Genomic DNA, 17,742 nt, shown 5'->3' on the forward strand with positions numbered 1-17,742 from the left:
TAGGGGCGTGATGTGCAATGTGTGCTCGCACCCGGCTTCTGCGGCTTCTAGCCTCGTTGACGGGTACGAATAGTTAACTATTCTACGGGCACACTCACATCGCTCAGAACGGCGCCGTCTAGAACACAGAAGCGAAAAGGCACCGAACGGGGGTGCTCACCCATCCGGTGCCTTTTATGTTTTAGCCTCGCGAGGCTTTCACGCTATTTAGTGCTGTGCCGCGCTGGTGTTCTCGTCGGCGTGCATAGCGTCCAGGTCGGGGCGCTCATAACCGCCCTGAACCTTCGACGAGATGGCGTAGCCAATAGAAATCAGCACGAAGAAGACGATACCGACCATGATGGATTCCTGGACACCCGAGCCGGGCAGCATGAACATTGCCGCCAGGGTCGCCAGAACACCCGCCAGAGCCAGACCTGCGGTGACGCGGCCACCCAGCACGGTGAAGGAGGAGGCGTCCTTCTGGTCCTTCTTGTACGCCTGGTAGGTCAGCAGAATCATGATCCACACGATCAGGATGCACAGGGTCACCAGTGCCATGAGCAGGGCAAAGATGTCGCCAATCTTGGCAACAGCCATCACGGTTGCCACGACAACGCCGGTGAAGGAGATGAGCAGAGCCACGACCGGTACGCCGCGCGAGGAGGTGCGGGCAGCCACTGCGGGAGCCATACGGTCGGAGCCCAGGGCATGCAGCAGGCGGGTTGCCGCGTACAGGGAGGCGTTAGCGCCAGAGAGCGCAGCAACGAGCACCACAAAGTTCATGATGTCCGCCGCGAAGGGGATACCCAGCTCGGAGAAGACCAGCACGAACGGCGACTCGGTCAGCTCCGAGTTCTGTGCGGCGGTCTGCCAGGGCACCAGGCACAGAATAATTGCCATGGACACCACGTAGAAGGTGGACAGGCGCCAAATCATTGCCTTCACGCTGGTTGCCACCGAGCGTGCCGGGTCCTTCGCCTCCGCTGCGGAGAGGGAAATCATTTCCACACCGCCGAAGGAGAACATGACAACAGCCATCGAAATCCAGATGGATGCCGGGCCGTTGGGCAGGAAGCCACCGTCGTTCACGAGGTTTGCGGTACCCGCCGCGGCGTGACCGGGCAGACCCACGAACACCAGCAGTAGACCAATCACCATGAACACGATGACGGCAGAAACCTTAATCGAAGAGAGCATGAACTCCAGGGCACCGAAGGACTTCACGCTCACCAGGTTCAGCACCAGAATAATCGCGCCGAAGAGAGCAACAAACACAGCCAGGGGAACATCCGGGAACCAGTACGCCATGTAGTGGCCAACCGCCACCAGCTCAGCACCAGCCAGCGGCACGGTGCATGCCCAATACGCCCAGCGAGTCAGATAGCCGCTAAAGGGGTTCAGGTATCGGCTCGCAATGGTGCCGAAACCGCCCTGGACGGGGTGACGCACGGACATTTCGCCCGCACACGCAGCAATGGTTGCCGCAATCATCGAACCAATAGCGTAAGAGAGGATTGCGCCGGGGCCCGCAATTTTAATGGCGGAGGAGGAGCCCAGGAACAGGCCCGTACCCAGCGCCAAGCCCATCGCAATCATGGTCAACTGGCCGTGGGAGAGGGAACGATTCAACGAGTCGTTCTTCTCCGACTGCTCGGGGGTGTTCCCCTGCAGTTTAGACATAACGTATCTCTTTCTTAGACATGCTGTGTATTGGATAAAGCTGAAATGGCAATGCCGCCCGGTCATTAGGCCGGGCGGCTCTGCACATCAGCTGTCAGGAGGTTAGCTTATGCCACGTACTCGAGTTCGTGACGCTTGAACCAACCGATGATCGGGTAGCTGATCGGCATGAGGATCACCTCGACCAGGCACTTGTAGATATAGCCGATCAGTACGTAGTTGATGAATGCTTCCATGGTGTCGATGCCGAGCACCGGTGCCGCAATGGAGCAGAAGATGACGGTATCGAGCAGCTCACCGACCAGGGTGGAGACGATCATGCGCAGCCACAGGAAACGGCCCTTGCTTGCCTTCTTCATTGCCACCATGACCCATGCGTTCAGGGTCTGACCGAAGAGGTAACCGAGCAGGGAACCCGCAAAAATCTGCCAGACCGGGCCGAGAACCTGCGCGAACGCCTCCTGGCCGGTGTAGAAGCTCGCAGCGGGCAGGTGCACGATCAGCAGGAAGCACAGGGCGGCAAAAGCAGCCGCGGCGAAGGACGACACAATCGCGCGGCGGGCACGCTTGAAGCCGTACACCTCAGAAAGAAGGTCGCCAATAACGTAGGCGAGAGGGAAAAGGAAGAAACCACCGTCGGTGACGATGGTGTTACCAATGAGGGGCAGTTCGAAGGGCAGCGGACCGAACTCCACGCCCTTAGTTGCACCAATATTCGAAATGATCAGGATGACGCAGGATGCGCCCAGCAGCAGATCAAAGTAGCCGCGGCGACCAGCCCAGGGCACCTTGACGGTGCTCGTCTGAGCCTTAGATTCGCTAACGGGTTTAGCCATTACTTTCCCCAAGTCTTTCTTCATGCGATGTGTTTCTTCACGCAAGGTACGAGCCCTCACGTGTGGTGGGTGAGTGCACTATGCAGGGCGCTACTCACCGGCTCGTCTGCCACCCGAGCCTATCTAATAGTACCTATATGCCGTGGCGGCGGCAGGTTTACGGGCTTCGTTCAAGAGTGTGGACGCTCATGACCACCCCGCCAGCCTTCCTGACCGCACATTTACAATAAATGTATGAAGAATCTGGGCCACGGAATTCACCGCACTGAGCAGGTGGTATCCCTGCTGGGGGCGGGGCGTGCGCTACGCGCCTCGCTTCGGCGGTCGGTACGGGGTTCTTCACAGCAGGTGCGGAGGCGGCGGCACCGTAACCAGCGGCGGCTGAGCGCGCATATTCCGCGTCTGCATCCGCTGTTCACCTATGCGGCGCAGGCCGTGCGCACCGGAGCTTCCCTGCTAGAGCCAGTGCTTCTGGCTTCGTCTGAGCTGCTCGGTTACCGATCGTTTACGCATCGCGGGCGCAATATCTACTATCGGGTCGATAACCTGTATCTTCTGACCGATTCTGAGTCTGCGCCCGGTGTGCTGTTCTATTTTGATGGTGATCATCTCTCGCGTGCCGGTAGCCGCCTGTTGCGCCGAACTTCCCCCCTGCGTGCCGAGCTGGCGCAGGTGGCGGCTGAGTTCAATATGCTGTCGGTGCCGGTGCTGTCGCCGGGTAGTCTGCGGGAGCCGCGCCTGACCGATGGTGATTCTTATGCGCCTCCGCTGACCTACAACTGGTGGGTTCGCGCCCGCTCAAACGGTAGGATGGTTCGCGCCCTCATTGAGGAGATTGCCCTGGCGTACGGGGTGGATACGAGCCGTATCTGGCTTGCGGGCTATTCGGGTGGCGCCGAGTTCCTCAGCTACGAGCTGCTGTCACACGATATTGAGTGGATTCGTGGAGGCGGCGCGACCTTCATCGGTGGCGGCGGTGCCGACGGTGTGCCGGCTCGGGTGCGTGAGCGGGCTGCGCTGAATCCTTCTTCGCATGCGCATCTGTTGATGAGCTGGCATGTGGGTGTGCTGGATGGGCGTTCGCCGTCGGGTCGTCGGCGGATGGCGACGAGTTCTGAGGGTAGCTGGTCGGCGCGGATTGCGGCGCAGGAGGGTAGCGCGTTCTATGAGGGGTTGGGTGCGCGAACTCTTTTGCAGGTGACTCCTGGGCGTGGCCATACGGGGTATCCGATTGCCTTGTTGGTGGGTGCTGATTTGGCGACTGCTACGCGTTTGGGCTTCTTATAGTGCCGGTCGTTCTGTCATATTTGTGAAAATTTGCATGGATTGGGCAAATTTCTTGGTGACACATTCGATAAATTCGTCATTTGCTGACGTATTAGGGTAGAGTGTCACTATGCCTCGTATTTCTGCAGCAACCAACGCCGCCCAGCGCGAAAACACCAAGCGCGCCATCCTCAACTCCTTCGGCGAGATCCTCTACAACCGCGGCCTCTCCGGCCTGACCATGACCGACGTCGCCAAGAACGCCGGCATCGGTCGCACCGCGGTCTACAACTACTTTGCCGACATGGGCGAACTACTGGTCGCCTACGCCCTGGACGAGACCGAACGCTTCCTCAACGAGTTGCGCGTCGGCCTGGAGGGCATCGAAAACCCGATTGACCAGCTCGCGGTCTACATTCGCTTGCAGATCAACGACCTGGCGCGCCGTCACCTGCCTCCGGGCCCTGCGATGCGCTCCATGCTCTCCCCCGAGTCCTACGCGAAGCTCGGCAAGCACGTTCACGAGCTACAGATGGTGCTGGCTCATATTCTTTCTGCCGCCATTGCCGAGAACTACATTCCGAAGAACGACATTCGCGAACTGGCGATGCTCGTACACGGTTCCCTCTCCTCAAGCGCCGGTCGCGCCGAGGATGCACCGGATGAGGAGACCCGCGAGCGTCAGATTCTGAATACTATCCGTTTTATTCAGATGGGCCTGGGCGCGCGTTTTGACGCCGAGGGCAACCCGGTTCGCCTGGATTCCGAGGAGTCCCTGCCGGAGCAATCCCCGGTGCAGGAGGCGGGCCTGAAGGTCGCATCCTAAGCGTGGCACCTCTGAACCGTGGAACCTGAACCGCGGAACGTAGCTCAGTTATACGTCACAAAAATGCCGCGGACCTGATGCTTCTTCGCATCGGTCCGCGGCTTTTTCTGTATTCGGGTGGGTTTTTACGCGCCGGGCAGTAGCGCCGGTGAGATGGAGTCCAGGTCCAGTACGCGCGCGTACATGACGGCGCGGCGATGCAGGGCGTTACGTAGCGCGCGGTGCACGCCGTCTTCGAGGTAGAGTTCGCCGCCCCATTTGACCACGTGCGGGAAGAGGTCACCGTAGAAGGTGGAGTCTTCGGCGAGTAGGGTCTCGAGGTTGAGGGTTTTTTGGGTGGTGATGAGGGTGTCGAGGCGTACCTGCTGCGGCGGGATTCCTCCCCAGTCGGCATGGGTCATGCCGTGTTGGGGGTAGGGGCGGCTGTCGCCTACTTTTTTGAAGATCATGGTGGTGCTTTCTGCAGGTATGGGGCGCCTCGGCGGCACGTGTAACCGTGGGGTTCTGAAGAAATAGTACCAAGGGGCATAAAAAATCCCCGGTCTTAGAATCTAAGACCGGGGATCGGTTGCGGAGGATGGGGGATTTGAACCCCCGAGGGCTGTTAACCCAACACGCGTTCCAGGCGTGCGCCATAGGCCGCTAGGCGAATCCTCCAGCTATGTTTTCTACGCATTGCGTAGGCAACAAATAAAACTTTACTACGCTTTTGCGAAGCACGCAAGCCCCGAATGGGAAAAGTAACAGAAAGCACATTTGTGGATGCTTGTGCCCCTGTTTTTGGGCATGAAAAACCTCCTACGCAACCGCTGAGGATCCGGATTCTGAGCGCGCGAAGAATCAAATCCGGATCCGAAGCCGCGGAGCGCCAGCGGAGCGGGCACGCAGTGCATATGACGGGTGCACGAGTATCAGGTAGCCGATTTTGGGTAAAAAAAGACCTCCTACGCACCCGTCATAGCTCGAATACCCTTGCTACCTTCCGGTCCTGGGGGAGTTTTCCAAGATAACGCCACGTAAGAGGCAAGAACCAGTGTACCGGATTTTTGGGTTCTTGGGAATTCGGTGCGTCCGCGGTATTTCTGTGGGCGTACTTGCCACCCGGGCAAGCATCCATGGTAGGTGTCATGGTGGCGGTGGTGCGGTGGCGTGTTCGCCGGTGACTGTCAGCCGCTCGGACCGAGGGTAAAGCGTCTAAAATGGTAGGGATTGTCCTATCCGCACCCCGAGTTGAAGAGGTTGCTGTGAGCACTGCCCTTTATCGTCGTTATCGCCCCGAGACCTTTGCTGAGGTTATTGGGCAGGAGCACGTGACCGAACCTCTTATGGTCGCTCTTGAGAAGAATCGTGTGAATCACGCGTATCTGTTCTCGGGCCCGCGTGGTTGCGGTAAGACCACGTCGGCGCGTATTTTGGCGCGCTGCTTGAACTGTGCGCAGGGTCCGACTCCTACTCCGTGTGGTGTGTGCGATTCGTGCCGTGAGCTGTCACGTGATGGTGGCGGTTCTCTTGACGTGATTGAGATGGATGCGGCGAGCCACGGCGGTGTGGATCATGCCCGTGATTTGCGTGAGCGCGCTACTTTGGCGCCGGTGCGTGACCGTTACAAGATTTTCATTATTGATGAGGCGCATATGGTGACCCGTGAGGGTTTCAATGCGCTGCTGAAGATTGTGGAGGAACCGCCGGAGCACGTGAAGTTTATCTTCGCGACGACTGAGCCGAATAAGGTGCTGGGTACGATTCGTTCGCGTACTCACCATTACCCGTTCCGTCTGGTTCCGCCGGAGGTTCTTCTGCCGTTCCTACAGGGTCTGTGCGATCAGGAACAGGTGCCGGTTGAGCCGGGTGTGTTGCAGCTGGTGATTCGTGCTGGCGGCGGTTCGGTGCGTGATTCGCTGTCGATTCTTGATCAGCTGATGGCTGGTGCGTCGTCGCAGAACGGTATTGAGTATGACCGTGCGGTGGCGCTGCTGGGTTATACCCACGCGCAGCTTCTGGATGAGGTCATTGAGGCGTTGGGCGCGAAGGATGCGCCGACTCTCTTTGGTGCGGTGTCTCGTGTGGTGGCGACCGGTCAGGATCCTCGCCGTTTTGTGGAGGATCTGCTGGAGCGTCTGCGTGATTTGATCGTGGTGAAGGCTGTTCCGCAGGCTGCCGGCCAGATTTTGCAGGGTGTTCCGCAGGATCAGTTGGAGCGTTTGGCTCAGCAGGCTCAGGCTTTGGGTGAGCGTGAGCTGACGGTTGCTGCGGGTACGGCGAATGAGACTCTGAATGGTATGACGGGTGCGGCGAATCCGCAGCTTCAGCTGGAGTTGCTGTGTGCTCGTCTGCTTCTGCCTGCTGTGGAGGGTTCTGCCGGTGGCGCTGAGGTTACGGCGTTGGCTTCTCGCCTGCAGGTTTTGGAGCGTCGCATGGCTTCTGGTGCTACTGGTTCGGCTCCTGCTGGTTCTGGTCCGGCGCAGGGTGGCATGTCTGCTGCTCGTGCGGCGGGTATGGCGGCGGCTGGCCTGACTCCTAAGACTCAGGCGCCTAAGACCCAGGTGCCTAATGCGCAGACTCCTAGCGCCCCTGTTCAGGAGGCGACTGCCCCGCAGTCAGCCCCTCAGCAGAGCGGCTCTCAGCAGGGCAGTTCTCAGCATGCCAGCGCGGGTGCTCCCCCGCTGGCGGGTGCGCCCCTTAGTGTTGCACCTCTGGCACCGACCGCGCAGGAGTCTGCGGCTGGTGCTCCCCTGGCGGGTAACACCCCGGCGGCACCTCATGCTCCGGCTTCTGCTGCAGCAGCTGCGGCGGGTACCCCCTCCGCGCCTCTGAAGCTTGACCCGAACGATCCGCTGGCTGCGGTTCAGGGTAATTGGCGTGCCATCCTTAACCGAATGAGCGTTCCCGGTGCGGCGGAGCAGCTGATGAAGGTTCGCCCCGCCCGCATGGACGGCGCAACCCTGTACGTGAGCGCCGACATTGCGACTCTGCGCGCGGTCAAGGGTTTTGTGCCCGAGCTGACCGCCCGCGTGAGTGAGTTCCTGCGCCGTCAGGTGACTATTCACGCTCAGGTGGCGAAGCCCGGTGAGCAGGTCAAGCCCGCAGCTCAGCCTGCTGCTCAGCCCGCAGCGCAGCCTGCAGTTCCGGCGGCTGTTGCCCCGCAGGCGTCTCAGCAGCCCGTTCAGCAGACTCCCCCGCAGCCCGCTCAGCCGGCGCCTCTGGCTGATGGTCCGCGCGGCGGTGAGGATGCGTGGCGTCGCCATGGTCAGCCGCTGACCGGCGCGAACACCCCCGAGTCTACGAGCGTGGATGCGCCCCTGGGTGCGTGGGAGGTTGCCCCGATTCCGCAGAGTGCCCCCGAGGAGGCACCTCAGCAGGCTGCCCCGGCTGTACCGGTTGCGCCGCAGGCACCGGCGGGTCCGCTTGCCCCTGAGCCCCCGGTTGCTCCGCAGGTTCCGACGGGTCAACAAGTTCCGGCAGCTCAGCAGGTTCCGGTTGCTCCGGCGGGTGGTTTTGGTGAGCGTGATTCCTTTGCCGCCTCCGGTAGTGGAGTTCCGCAGCAGGAGAGCGCTACTGAACCCCAGCAAGCACAGGAACCCCAGCATGCCCCAGATTCCCAGTTCGCGCAGGAGCCTCCTCACGCGGAGGAACCTCCGTATGAGGAGGAGCCCCCTTTTGAGGATGAGCCTGCCTACGCTGAACCGGTTGAGGCACCTGCTGCGGCCGCAATGCCGACTGCACCCGCAATCCCCGCTGCACCCGCAATGCCCGCTGAGCCTGTAGCACCGGCTGGCCCGCTCGCTGCTCCGGTTGAGCCTGCTGGTCCGCTCACTGCTCCGGTTGCGCCGGCGGGACCTCTCGCGGCAGCGGGTCCGTTGGCAGAGGCACCGCAGGCGGCTGCGGCTGATAACGCTCCGGCAAGCGATGAGAAGCCCGCAGCGCAGGCTTCTAACGCACCTGCCACACCGACTCCTAGCGCGCCGACTCCCAGCGCACCGGCGGCACCGGCTCGCGCCGCATCCGATGAGGACTACGTCTCTGAGGATGATGAGAAGGTCGAAAACAGCACCTTTATCGGTCTGCGCGCTATCGAAAAAGTTATCGGTGGCACCGTCATTGACGAACGCCCCCTGCACCAGCCCTAATCCAGGGTTGTAGGTGCCGCGCCCGCCATCGCACCGATGGCGGGCGCACTCATTCCAGCCGCATACTCGCTACGCGAAACGCCCCTAAACTGTCAGGGGTTGGGTGCATACTCATAACGTCGCCCAAGAACAGCGCACCAGCACAACGCACCGCATCTGAAGGAGAAGCCATGTACGAGGGAGCAGTTCAAAACCTCATTGACGAGCTCGGCCGCTTGCCGGGTGTGGGCCCCAAGTCGGCTCAGCGCATCGCTTTTCACATTCTGAATGCGGATGCTGCCGATATGGCGCGCCTAGCCAACGCCATTTCCACGGTGAAGACAAGCGTCAGCTTCTGTGAGGAGTGCGGTAACGTCTCCGAGACGAAGCTGTGCACGATCTGCCGTGATGAGCGCCGCGACCCGTCCGTGCTGTGTGTGGTCGAAGAGTCGAAGGACGTGGTGGCGATTGAGCGTACCCGTTCCTTTACCGGCCGCTACCATGTGCTCGGCGGCGCCATTAACCCGCTGGCGGGTGTGGGCCCGGAGCAGCTGCGTATTCGTGAGCTGGTGTCCCGCCTGGCGGATGAGCGTATCCAGGAGATTATTCTGGCGATGGACCCGAATCTTGAGGGTGAGGCTACCGCAACCTACCTCTCGCGTATGCTCGTGCCGCTGGGTGTGCGTCTGTCGCGCCTGGCGTCGGGTCTTCCGGTCGGTGGCGATCTGGAGTACGCGGACGAGATTACCCTGGGCCGCGCGTTGGAGGGTCGCCGCGTCATTAGCGAGGGCACCGCGGCGGCGCATACTGCCGCCGAGGATTTTGAGCGCGTGACCCGTGAGGAGGAGCAGGAGCGTGAGCAGGCGGCTCAGGTTCAGGCTCAGGAGGCGAAGCAGAGTCGTCGCCGCTGGAATTCGAGCATGTTTGATGACTTGGACTCTGAGGATTCTGCCGTTTCCCGCACGGAGGCGCCCGCCGCTGAGGGTGTGCAGGGCACGGTGGATGAGCAGCTGATCGAGCGGGTCCTGCAGGAGGCTGAGGAATCCGGCAACAAGGAATCCGGTGCTGAGGGCTCCCCCACCGATTCTGGTGCAGGCTCTACACCTGAATTGGCAGAAGCAACCCCCGACCTGGGCGAAGACTCCGGCGAGGAGGCCCCGGCGAGCGCCGCCTCCGAACCCGCTTCCGACCCCACTGAGGCACCCGTAGCTGAGCAGGCGGAGGATGCTCCGGAAGTGTTCCGCACCCCGGACTATGAGGAGAAGATCCGCACTATTCAGAACGCCCCGTTGCGCACCCCGAAGCCGGATGTTCCGCCGCTGCCGGGTGTCACGTACGTGAACCCGTGGACTTAAAAACTAGCCTCCACGGGCGTGCTGTACCCGCCTCCGCGCCTTCGCCTCCATACCCTGCATCGCCACCGTGTAACACTACGTAATATTTCACGGAGCAATACATACGGGTGCACAGTTCGCCGCTTGCACTGAACGCCGTCTACTATAAATGAGGAGCCGGCGTCTGCCGGTGGCACACAAGTAACTGACCTGGAGAATTCTATGAGCCTGATCGTCCAAAAGTTCGGCGGTTCCTCCGTAGCGGATGCGGAGGGTGTCAAGCGCGTAGCCCGCCGCGTCGTGGACACTCAGAAGGCAGGTAACGATGTGGTCGTCGTGGTGTCCGCTATGGGCGACACCACCGATGAGTTGCTCGACCTTGCCGCAGAGGTCACCAGCAATGTCGTTCCCTCGCGTGAGCTGGACATGCTGCTGACCGCCGGTGAACGCATTTCGACCGCCGTCCTGTCGATGGCCATTAACGACCTGGGCGCTAAGGCGCAGTCCTTCACCGGTTCGCAGGCTGGCATGATTACCGACGGCGTGCACGGTTCGGCGCGCCTCGTGGAGGTTCGCCCCGATCGCATCCGTGAGTCCGTCGAGGCCGGAAATATCGCGATTGTGGCCGGTTTCCAGGGCATGAACCGTCAGAGTGGCGACATTACGACCCTGGGCCGCGGCGGTTCCGATACGACCGCCGTTGCGCTGGCCGCCGCGCTGAACGCCGATGTGTGCGAGATTTACTCGGACGTGGACGGCGTGTTCACCGCCGACCCGCGCATCGTGCCGACCGCGCACAAGCTGGATACCATCACCAGCGAGGAAATGCTGGAGATGGCGGCGAACGGTGCAAAGATTCTGCACCTGCGTAGCGTCGAGTATGCTCGTCGTTTTAACTTGAAGCTTCACGTGCGTTCTTCGTTCTCGGACCTTGAAGGCACTATCGTGGTTCCGGAGGAGTCCGCGGAACTGACCCCCATTCATCTGAAGGAGATTCCCTTGGAGCAGCCCCTGATTTCCGGTGTCGCGCACGATCGCACCCGCGCAAAGATTACCGTTGTTGGCGTTCCGGACGTTCCCGGTTCGGCCGCTAAGGTGTTCGGCCTGATTAACGAGGCGAAGGTGAACCTGGACATGATCGTTCAGAACGTTCCCACCGACCGCCCCGGCGTGACCGATATTTCCTTCACCCTGGATCAGGAGCAGGGCCCCACCGCGCTGAAGGCGCTGGAGGCTGCGCAGGCTGAGTTGGGTTTCCAGGAGGTTATTTACAACGAGTCGGTTGGTAAGCTGTCGCTGGTTGGCGCGGGCATGAAGACTAACACGGGTGTTTCGTTCACTTTCTTTGAGGCTCTGTCTGCTGCTGGCGTGAACATTGACATGATTTCAACGTCTGAGATCCGTATTTCGGTGATTACTGAGCTGAGCAAGCTGGATGAGGCTGTTCGCGCGGTGCACACTGCGTTCGGTCTGGACGCTGAGGGTGAGGCTACTGTTTACGGTGGTACTGGCCGCTAGGGTTTAGCTCGTTTGTGGGCTGTACGCTTCGGGAGGGGCGGTGCTGGTTTGATCCGGCACCGCCCCTCCCTTTTGTCTGTGTATAGGTGAAATAACTGAAACGCTTTACAGTTATTTCAGATAGGGGTAGGGTTGTATCAACCACAATGAGCCTCCAACCGAATGATATGCACCCCACCGACGTGGCATCTTCGGACGTTGACTCTGCCGGCAACAGCACCAAGGAGAAGATAATGACCACCACCCTAACCAACCCCCTGGAGGAAGATACCCTCAATCAGGCTCGCGCAGAGGCGCGGGAGATTCTCAAGAATTCTGAAGAAACCACCATTGAGCTGACCGTTTCGGGTCGAGAAAGCCAGCAGCTTGGCGACGCCCTTAACCAGGTCATTCAGCACGTCTTCCATGCCTTGGCTAACGGGCAGAGTATTGATGTTCAGCCTGTCCCCCAAGATTTGACGACGACCGTTGCGGCGCAGCGTATCGGTATTTCCCGCCCCACGCTCATGAAGGCTATTCGCTCTGGTGACCTCCCGGCGCATAAGGTGGGTAGCCACTTCCGTATCCGCACCGAGGATGCCGATGCTTTCCGTAAGGGACTTCTCAAGAAGACCGTTGCTCAGAAGGAGCAAGCTCTCAAAGAGCTCTGGGAACTCGAGGATGAACACGGTCTTGTTGACACCTTCACTGAATAAAGTAGTTTTACTTTCTGCCCTACCTTGTCGCGGCATCGTTTAGGCTAGAAGCATGAGTAGTGTTGTGTTTTCCCAGGTGATGGATGCCCGTCAATGGCGTGCCGCAGAGGCAGCACATGAGGCGCGTGCCGGCCGCTACGCCGACCCGTTTGCGCAGCGTCGCGCCCGCCACGAAGTGCACCCCGTGGAAGATTTCCTCTTCACCTACTACACGCTCAAGCCCGGCCAGTTCAAGCGCTGGCACCCCGGCGCCGGCATCATTCTGCTGGATGCGCCCGAGCGCACCTCCTGGCGTTTCTACCGGCATGCAACCGAGCAGGAGCTCCTTGACGCTGGCTGCACCCCGCAGGTGGCGCGTGCCCAGGCGGATGCAGCCTCCGCCGTCACGGTGGACGTCACCGATTTTGTGGAGCGCCGCGCTACCGCCCTCGCCTTCACCCACGAGATCCTGCGCAACACCGCCGCGAAGAAGGGGCAGTTCGGTTGCTTCGGCATGCACGAGTGGGCGATGGCGTACAAGTCAGTGGAGAACAACATCCGCCACGACTACCTGGAACTGCGCCTGGGCGCGGAGGGTACGGACCGCGTGGTGGAGGAGCACCGCATCCGCTGCTCGCACTTTGATGCGTTCCGTTTCTTCATGCCGCAGGCGGCACCGATGAACGAACTGCAGCCGACCCGCGAGACGCAGCGTGTGCTGGAGCAGCCCGCGTGCCTGCACGCGAATATGGACGTGTACAAGTGGGCGTACAAGCTGCTACCTCTGGTTGATTCAACCCTGGTCATGGATTGTTTCGACCTGGCGTGGGATGCGCGCGAGCTGGACATGCGCGCCGCCCCCTACGATATTCGCGACTGGGGGTACGAGCCGATTCCAGTGGAGACGACCGAGGGCAAGGCTGAATACGTACGCATTCAGCGTGAGCTGTCGGAGCGTTCCATTGGGCTACGTGAGCGCCTGCTTGCGGTGTGCGAGCGCTATCTTCCGCCCCTCGAGGCGTAAAAGACGTGATTCGAGCCTCTTAGAGTATCCACCAACCGAACGCATACCCCCGTTACGGTCGTTAGTACGGTAAGATGAGATACGGCTCATACAGAACCCACGCACCCAAGGAGTGCCCACACATGGCCCGTATTGTTGTTGATGTTATGCTCAAGCCCGAAATTCTTGACCCGCAGGGTAAGGCTATTTCTCACGAGCTGCCCCGTATCGGCGTTGATTCCTTCGTGGATGTTCGCCAGGGTAAGCGCTTCGAGCTGACCGTCGAGGGTGAGGCTACTGAGGAGCACCTCGCAGCTGCCCGCAAGGCTGCTGAAGAGCTGCTGTCGAACCCTGTCATCGAAGACGTTGTGAACGTTTCGGTTCTGGAGGACTAATACCTATGGCAGAGTCCCTCGCACCTACTGAAGTCCCCCTGGTTGGCGACTTTTCTACTTACTCCCCGAACCCCGCTTTCGCTGATGCACGCGTTGGCGTGGTGACTTTCCCCGGCACCCTGGATGACCGTGACGCTGCGCGTGCTGTCCGTCTGGCTGGCGGTACCGTCGTTGAGCTGTGGCACGACGACGCTGATTTGAAGAACGTTGATGCCGTCATTATTCCTGGCGGTTTCTCCTACGGTGACTACCTGCGTGCTGGCGCTATTGCTGCGAAGGCTCCCGTGATGCGTTCGGTGATTGATGCCGCTAACGCTGCTGGTACCTCCGGTTCCGCTCCCCTGCCTGTTCTGGGTATTTGCAATGGTTTCCAGATTCTGACTGAGTCTCACCTGCTGCCCGGTTCGATGATTAAGAACGATCACCGCAAGTTCATTTGCCGTGACCAGATTCTGCGCATTGAGAATAACTCCACCTCCTGGACGAGCAACTATGCTGCTGGCCAGGAGATTGTTGTCCCTCTGAAGAACCAGGACGGTCAGTATGTTGCTGACCAGAAGACTCTGGAGGCGCTGGAGGCTGAGGGTCGCGTGGTGTTCCGCTACGTTGGTTTCAACCCGAACGGTTCCCGTAACGACATTGCTGGTATCAGCAATGAGCGCGGTAACGTGGTCGGTCTGATGCCGCACCCGGAGCACGCTGTGGAGCCTGGCTTCGGTCCTTCCTCTTCTGGTTTTGGTGAGGTTTCTCTGCGCGGTGGCGCCGATGGTCTCGGCGTGTTCACCTCCGTTCTTGCCAACCTGATTAACGCCCGCTAACGCACGACAAGGATTCTAAGAAGTTATGAGCGAAAAGCAGTTTAACCTCGACACCGTCGAGCACGCGGCGGCAACCCCGGACACCGAACTCCCCTGGGCTGAGCTGGGCCTGAAGGAGAACGAGTTCGAGGATATTAAGGAGATTCTTGGTCGCCGTCCTACCGCGGCTGAGCTGGCAATGTACTCGGTCATGTGGTCCGAGCACTGCTCCTACAAGTCTTCTAAGGTTCATCTGAAGCAGTTCGGTGCGAAGGTCACCGATGAGATGAAGAAGGACCTGATGGTCGGTATCGGTGAGAACGCCGGTGTGACCGATATTGGTGACGGCTGGGCTGTTACCTTCAAGATTGAGTCCCACAACCACCCCTCGTACGTGGAGCCCTACCAGGGTGCTGCGACCGGTGTGGGCGGTATTGTGCGTGACATTATTTCCATGGGTGCACGCCCGATTGCTGTGATGGATCCGCTGCGTTTCGGCGCGATTGATCACCCGGACACCGCCCGCGTTATTGGCGGCGTGGTTGCCGGTATTGGTGGTTACGGTAACTCCCTGGGCCTGCCGAACATCGGCGGCGAGGTTGAGTTCGACTCCTGCTACCAGGCAAACCCGCTGGTCAACGCACTGGCTGTGGGCATTATGCGCCACGAGGATATCCGCCTGGCGAACGCATCGGGCGTGGGCAACAAGGTTGTTCTGTTCGGTGCGCGCACCGGTGGCGACGGCATCGGCGGTGCGTCGGTGCTGGCGTCCGAGTCTTTCGATGACACCAAGCCTTCGAAGCGTCCTGCCGTTCAGGTGGGCGACCCCTTCGCTGAGAAGGTTCTGATTGAGTGCTGCCTGGAGCTGTTCAAGGGCTCCGTGGTGGAGGGTATTCAGGACCTGGGTGCTGCGGGTATTTCCTGCGCAACCAGCGAGCTGGCTTCTAACGGTGAGGGCGGCATGCACGTGGACCTGACCAAGGTTCTGCTGCGTGACCCCACCCTGACCCCGGGCGAGATTCTGATGTCTGAGTCTCAGGAACGCATGATGGCTGTGGTCTCCCCCGAGAACGTGGAGCGCTTCGAAGCGATCATGAACAAGTGGGGCGTGGAGTACTCCTTCCTCGGTGAGGTCACCAACTCTGGCCGCCTGGTCATCGAGTGGGACGGCGAGGTCATCGTGGATGTTGACCCCCGCACTGTTGCACACGACGGCCCGACTTACGAGCGTCCTTACGCACGCCCGGAGTGGCAGGATGACGTTCAGGCTAACCACTTCACCGGTTCGGCTGCTGACGATTCCCGCCCGCGCGGTAAGGAGCTGGGCGAGGCAATCAAGGCGTTCATGGCGTCCCCGAACATGTGCTCCAAGTCCTGGATCACTAACCAGTACGACCGCTACGTTCAGGGCAACACCGCCCTGTCCATGCCGGACGACGGCGGTGTGGTGCGCGTGGACGAGAACACCAACCTCGGTGTTGCTCTGGCGACCGACGCCTCCCCTCGTTTCACCTACCTGGATCCGTACGAGGGTGCTCGCGCGTCCTTGGCTGAGGCGTACCGTAACGTTGCGACCGTTGGTGCACGCCCCGTGGCTGTGTCTGACTGCCTGAACTTCGGTTCTCCCGAGGATCCGGATGTCATGTGGCAGTTCGCTGAGGCTGTTCGCGGCCTGGCTGATGGCTGCATGGAGCTGGGTGTTCCGGTGACCGGCGGTAACGTGTCCCTGTACAACCAGACCGGTGGCAAGGCTATTAACCCGACCCCCGTGGTCGCGATGATGGGCGTGATGGATGACGTCACCCGCCGCACCCCGTCGGGTTGGGCTCCTGAGCATGACGGTCAGGCTATCTACCTGCTGGGTACCACTCGCGATGAGCTGGACGGCTCCGAGTGGGCTCGCTTCAAGGGTCACCTGGGCGGTCAGCCGCCGAAGGTTGATCTGGCTCTGGAGCGTCAGCTGGGTGACATGCTGGTGAACATGTCTCGTGACGGCATGATTGATGCTGCACACGACGTGGCTGCCGGCGGTCTGGCTGCAACTCTGGTTGAGGCTTGCCTGCGTTTCAACACCGGTGCCCGCATTGGTCTGGGTGAGGTTGCTGAGCGTGACGGTCTGGACCTGTTCACTCTGCTGTTCTCGGAGTCCCTGGGCCGCGTTGTGGTTTCGGTTCCGCGTTCTGAGGAGGTGCGCTTCAAGGATATGTGCACCGCTCGCCAGTTCCCCTTCGCACGTATTGGTGTGGTGGATGCTGAGTCGAACGCTCTGGACTTCCAGGATGAGGTTTCCATTGACCTGGATGAGTTGCGTGCAGCTCACGAGGGCACTCTTGCAGCTCACTTCGGTGAGGTTGCGAAGGGCTAGTCTTCGACTAGTTTGAGACTAACGCCGAAAGGGGCGGATGCTTGTGAAAGCATCCGCCCCTTTTGTTATGCCCGCTGGCTTGTGCGTTGAGCGGTGAGAGGTTGTGCGTTGAGGCGTTCTGTTTATGCGCGTTCTGGGTTTATGCCTCGGCGACCTTGCGTCCCAGCTGCGCGAACAGGGAGGCGTTAATGCGGAAGCCTTCGATGCATTCTTCGATGAGGGCTTCGCGCTGTTCGTCGGTCAGGGGTGCGTTGTCGAGCAGTTCGCGGTAGCCGTCCTTAAAGACCTTGGGCTTGGGCAGTTCGGTGAAGCGGTACATGCTCAACGCTTCGGCGGGGATGCCGTAGTGGCGGGTGACGAGCGCTGCGACTGCCTGGCCGCCAGAGAGGTCGCCTAGGTAGCGCAGGTAGTGGTGTGCGAGGTAGCGTTCGGGGGAGTTGATGGTAGCGCGGATGCGCTCTACGTATTCTGCGGTTGCGGGCAGGGGCGCGTCGATGTCGCCTTCCTGGCCGAGTGCGCGGATGTCTGCGCGGATGTATTCTGCGCGGTCGAGGCCGGGGTGGGTGAAGGGTTCGGTAATGGGGCTGGGTTCTGCGCGGTAGTGTTCGGAGACTGCTTCGAGTGCTTCGTAGATGTGCACGTACTGGTTGATGAGGCACAGGTATGCCTCGGTGTTGAGGGAGCCGCCCATGAGGTCTTCCATGAAGGTGGAGTGTTCGGCGTTGTCGTGGACGTGCTTGGTGCTTTCCTTCAGGCGTGCAGAGAAGCGTTCCTGGGTGGTTTCGGGGGCGGTAATAGTCATGGTGAGTTCCTAAAGTGGCTTGTGGGTGAACAATAAATGTTTTAGTGACACGATGTCACCAAAACCTGTTAATGACATATTGTCACCAAAAACCGGTTTTGGCAATAGCTCTCACAAAAAATTTGCTAAGGTAAACCTCATACACAAGTCACCCTAGG

The 17,742-nt window shown here is 60.3% G+C and carries 14 protein-coding genes, 1 tRNA gene and 1 other RNA gene; 10 read left to right on the top strand and 6 right to left on the bottom strand.

Annotated elements, in window-relative coordinates; all coding sequences use genetic code 11:
* Positions 1-207 precede the first annotated feature (207 nt).
* Together HMPREF2712_RS00190 and HMPREF2712_RS00195 are read right to left on the bottom strand one after the other, a co-directional pair.
* Positions 208-1,662 (bottom strand): amino acid permease, encoded by a 1,455-nt coding sequence (locus HMPREF2712_RS00190; protein WP_070818956.1) that lies wholly within the window; start codon positions 1,660-1,662, stop codon positions 208-210.
* Between the two features lie 107 nt (positions 1,663-1,769).
* The gene (locus HMPREF2712_RS00195) at positions 1,770-2,498 is read right to left on the bottom strand and encodes a queuosine precursor transporter (protein ID WP_070818957.1); all 729 of its coding nucleotides are present in this window, start codon (positions 2,496-2,498) and stop codon (positions 1,770-1,772) included.
* Positions 2,499-2,732: 234 nt separating this feature from the next.
* On the opposite strand from HMPREF2712_RS00195, the gene HMPREF2712_RS00200 reads away from it, so the two are divergent.
* The gene (locus HMPREF2712_RS00200) at positions 2,733-3,785 is read left to right on the top strand and encodes an alpha/beta hydrolase family protein (protein WP_070818958.1); all 1,053 of its coding nucleotides are present in this window, start codon (positions 2,733-2,735) and stop codon (positions 3,783-3,785) included.
* A gap of 109 nt (positions 3,786-3,894) precedes the next feature.
* Positions 3,895-4,590, top strand: a complete 696-nt coding sequence (locus tag HMPREF2712_RS00205; RefSeq protein ID WP_005509262.1) for a TetR/AcrR family transcriptional regulator — start codon at positions 3,895-3,897, stop codon at positions 4,588-4,590.
* Positions 4,591-4,715: 125 nt separating this feature from the next.
* Here the strand turns inward: HMPREF2712_RS00205 and HMPREF2712_RS00210 are convergent, their stop codons facing one another.
* The 3 genes from HMPREF2712_RS00210 to ffs all read right to left on the bottom strand — a co-directional run bounded on the left by HMPREF2712_RS00210 (position 4,716) and on the right by ffs (position 5,619).
* A complete protein-coding gene (locus HMPREF2712_RS00210) occupies positions 4,716-5,039 on the bottom strand; it encodes a type II toxin-antitoxin system VapB family antitoxin (protein ID WP_005507186.1) in 324 nt (107 codons plus the stop codon).
* A gap of 122 nt (positions 5,040-5,161) precedes the next feature.
* Positions 5,162-5,247, bottom strand: a tRNA-Ser gene (locus HMPREF2712_RS00215).
* Between the two features lie 275 nt (positions 5,248-5,522).
* Positions 5,523-5,619: signal recognition particle sRNA small type (ffs, locus tag HMPREF2712_RS00220), an RNA gene on the bottom strand.
* 215 nt (positions 5,620-5,834) lie between these two features.
* Here ffs and HMPREF2712_RS00225 point away from each other — a divergent pair.
* From HMPREF2712_RS00225 to purL, 8 genes are all read left to right on the top strand, one after another.
* Entirely contained in the window at positions 5,835-8,717 is a 2,883-nt protein-coding gene (locus HMPREF2712_RS00225) for a DNA polymerase III subunit gamma and tau (protein ID WP_070818959.1), read from the top strand.
* Positions 8,718-8,887: 170 nt separating this feature from the next.
* Positions 8,888-10,051 carry a recombination mediator RecR gene (gene recR, locus HMPREF2712_RS00230; RefSeq protein ID WP_070818960.1) on the top strand — a complete coding sequence of 388 codons (1,164 nt, stop codon included), beginning with the start codon at positions 8,888-8,890 and terminating at the stop codon, positions 10,049-10,051.
* Positions 10,052-10,252: 201 nt separating this feature from the next.
* Positions 10,253-11,548, top strand: a complete 1,296-nt coding sequence (locus HMPREF2712_RS00235) for an aspartate kinase (RefSeq protein WP_070818961.1) — start codon at positions 10,253-10,255, stop codon at positions 11,546-11,548.
* 233 nt (positions 11,549-11,781) lie between these two features.
* On the top strand, positions 11,782-12,243 hold the full coding sequence (locus HMPREF2712_RS00240) for an excisionase family DNA-binding protein (protein ID WP_070593554.1): 462 nt from the start codon (positions 11,782-11,784) through the stop codon (positions 12,241-12,243).
* A 52-nt stretch (positions 12,244-12,295) separates the two neighbouring features.
* The gene (locus tag HMPREF2712_RS00245) at positions 12,296-13,246 is read left to right on the top strand and encodes a 3-methyladenine DNA glycosylase (protein WP_070688113.1); all 951 of its coding nucleotides are present in this window, start codon (positions 12,296-12,298) and stop codon (positions 13,244-13,246) included.
* Between the two features lie 122 nt (positions 13,247-13,368).
* Entirely contained in the window at positions 13,369-13,620 is a 252-nt protein-coding gene (gene purS / locus HMPREF2712_RS00250) for a phosphoribosylformylglycinamidine synthase subunit PurS (RefSeq protein ID WP_005507194.1), read from the top strand.
* A 5-nt stretch (positions 13,621-13,625) separates the two neighbouring features.
* On the top strand, positions 13,626-14,438 hold the full coding sequence (gene purQ, locus HMPREF2712_RS00255; protein WP_012904196.1) for a phosphoribosylformylglycinamidine synthase subunit PurQ: 813 nt from the start codon (positions 13,626-13,628) through the stop codon (positions 14,436-14,438).
* 25 nt (positions 14,439-14,463) lie between these two features.
* The gene (gene purL / locus HMPREF2712_RS00260) at positions 14,464-16,782 is read left to right on the top strand and encodes a phosphoribosylformylglycinamidine synthase subunit PurL (protein WP_012904198.1); all 2,319 of its coding nucleotides are present in this window, start codon (positions 14,464-14,466) and stop codon (positions 16,780-16,782) included.
* A gap of 139 nt (positions 16,783-16,921) precedes the next feature.
* Here purL and HMPREF2712_RS00265 read toward each other — a convergent pair whose 3' ends face one another.
* Positions 16,922-17,584, bottom strand: a complete 663-nt coding sequence (locus HMPREF2712_RS00265; protein ID WP_012904199.1) for a biliverdin-producing heme oxygenase — start codon at positions 17,582-17,584, stop codon at positions 16,922-16,924.
* Positions 17,585-17,742: the final 158 nt, after the last annotated feature.

This window comes from Rothia sp. HMSC064F07 (genome assembly GCF_001837265.1).
GTDB classification, from domain to species: domain Bacteria; phylum Actinomycetota; class Actinomycetes; order Actinomycetales; family Micrococcaceae; genus Rothia; species Rothia mucilaginosa.

Excerpts from the sequence above, each read along its gene's own strand:
- purS (WP_005507194.1), top strand. The coding sequence starts at position 13,369 with ATGGCCCGTATTGTTGTTGATGTTATGCTCAAGCCCGAAATTCTTGAC.
- HMPREF2712_RS00200 (WP_070818958.1), top strand. The coding sequence starts at position 2,733 with ATGAAGAATCTGGGCCACGGAATTCACCGCACTGAGCAGGTGGTATCC.
- HMPREF2712_RS00245 (WP_070688113.1), top strand. The coding sequence starts at position 12,296 with ATGAGTAGTGTTGTGTTTTCCCAGGTGATGGATGCCCGTCAATGGCGT.
- HMPREF2712_RS00190 (WP_070818956.1), bottom strand. The coding sequence starts at position 1,662 with ATGTCTAAACTGCAGGGGAACACCCCCGAGCAGTCGGAGAAGAACGAC.
- purL (WP_012904198.1), top strand. The coding sequence starts at position 14,464 with ATGAGCGAAAAGCAGTTTAACCTCGACACCGTCGAGCACGCGGCGGCA.
- HMPREF2712_RS00205 (WP_005509262.1), top strand. The coding sequence starts at position 3,895 with ATGCCTCGTATTTCTGCAGCAACCAACGCCGCCCAGCGCGAAAACACC.
- HMPREF2712_RS00195 (WP_070818957.1), bottom strand. The coding sequence starts at position 2,498 with ATGGCTAAACCCGTTAGCGAATCTAAGGCTCAGACGAGCACCGTCAAG.
- HMPREF2712_RS00210 (WP_005507186.1), bottom strand. The coding sequence starts at position 5,039 with ATGATCTTCAAAAAAGTAGGCGACAGCCGCCCCTACCCCCAACACGGC.
- HMPREF2712_RS00265 (WP_012904199.1), bottom strand. The coding sequence starts at position 17,584 with ATGACTATTACCGCCCCCGAAACCACCCAGGAACGCTTCTCTGCACGC.
- HMPREF2712_RS00240 (WP_070593554.1), top strand. The coding sequence starts at position 11,782 with ATGACCACCACCCTAACCAACCCCCTGGAGGAAGATACCCTCAATCAG.
- HMPREF2712_RS00235 (WP_070818961.1), top strand. The coding sequence starts at position 10,253 with ATGAGCCTGATCGTCCAAAAGTTCGGCGGTTCCTCCGTAGCGGATGCG.
- recR (WP_070818960.1), top strand. The coding sequence starts at position 8,888 with ATGTACGAGGGAGCAGTTCAAAACCTCATTGACGAGCTCGGCCGCTTG.
- purQ (WP_012904196.1), top strand. The coding sequence starts at position 13,626 with ATGGCAGAGTCCCTCGCACCTACTGAAGTCCCCCTGGTTGGCGACTTT.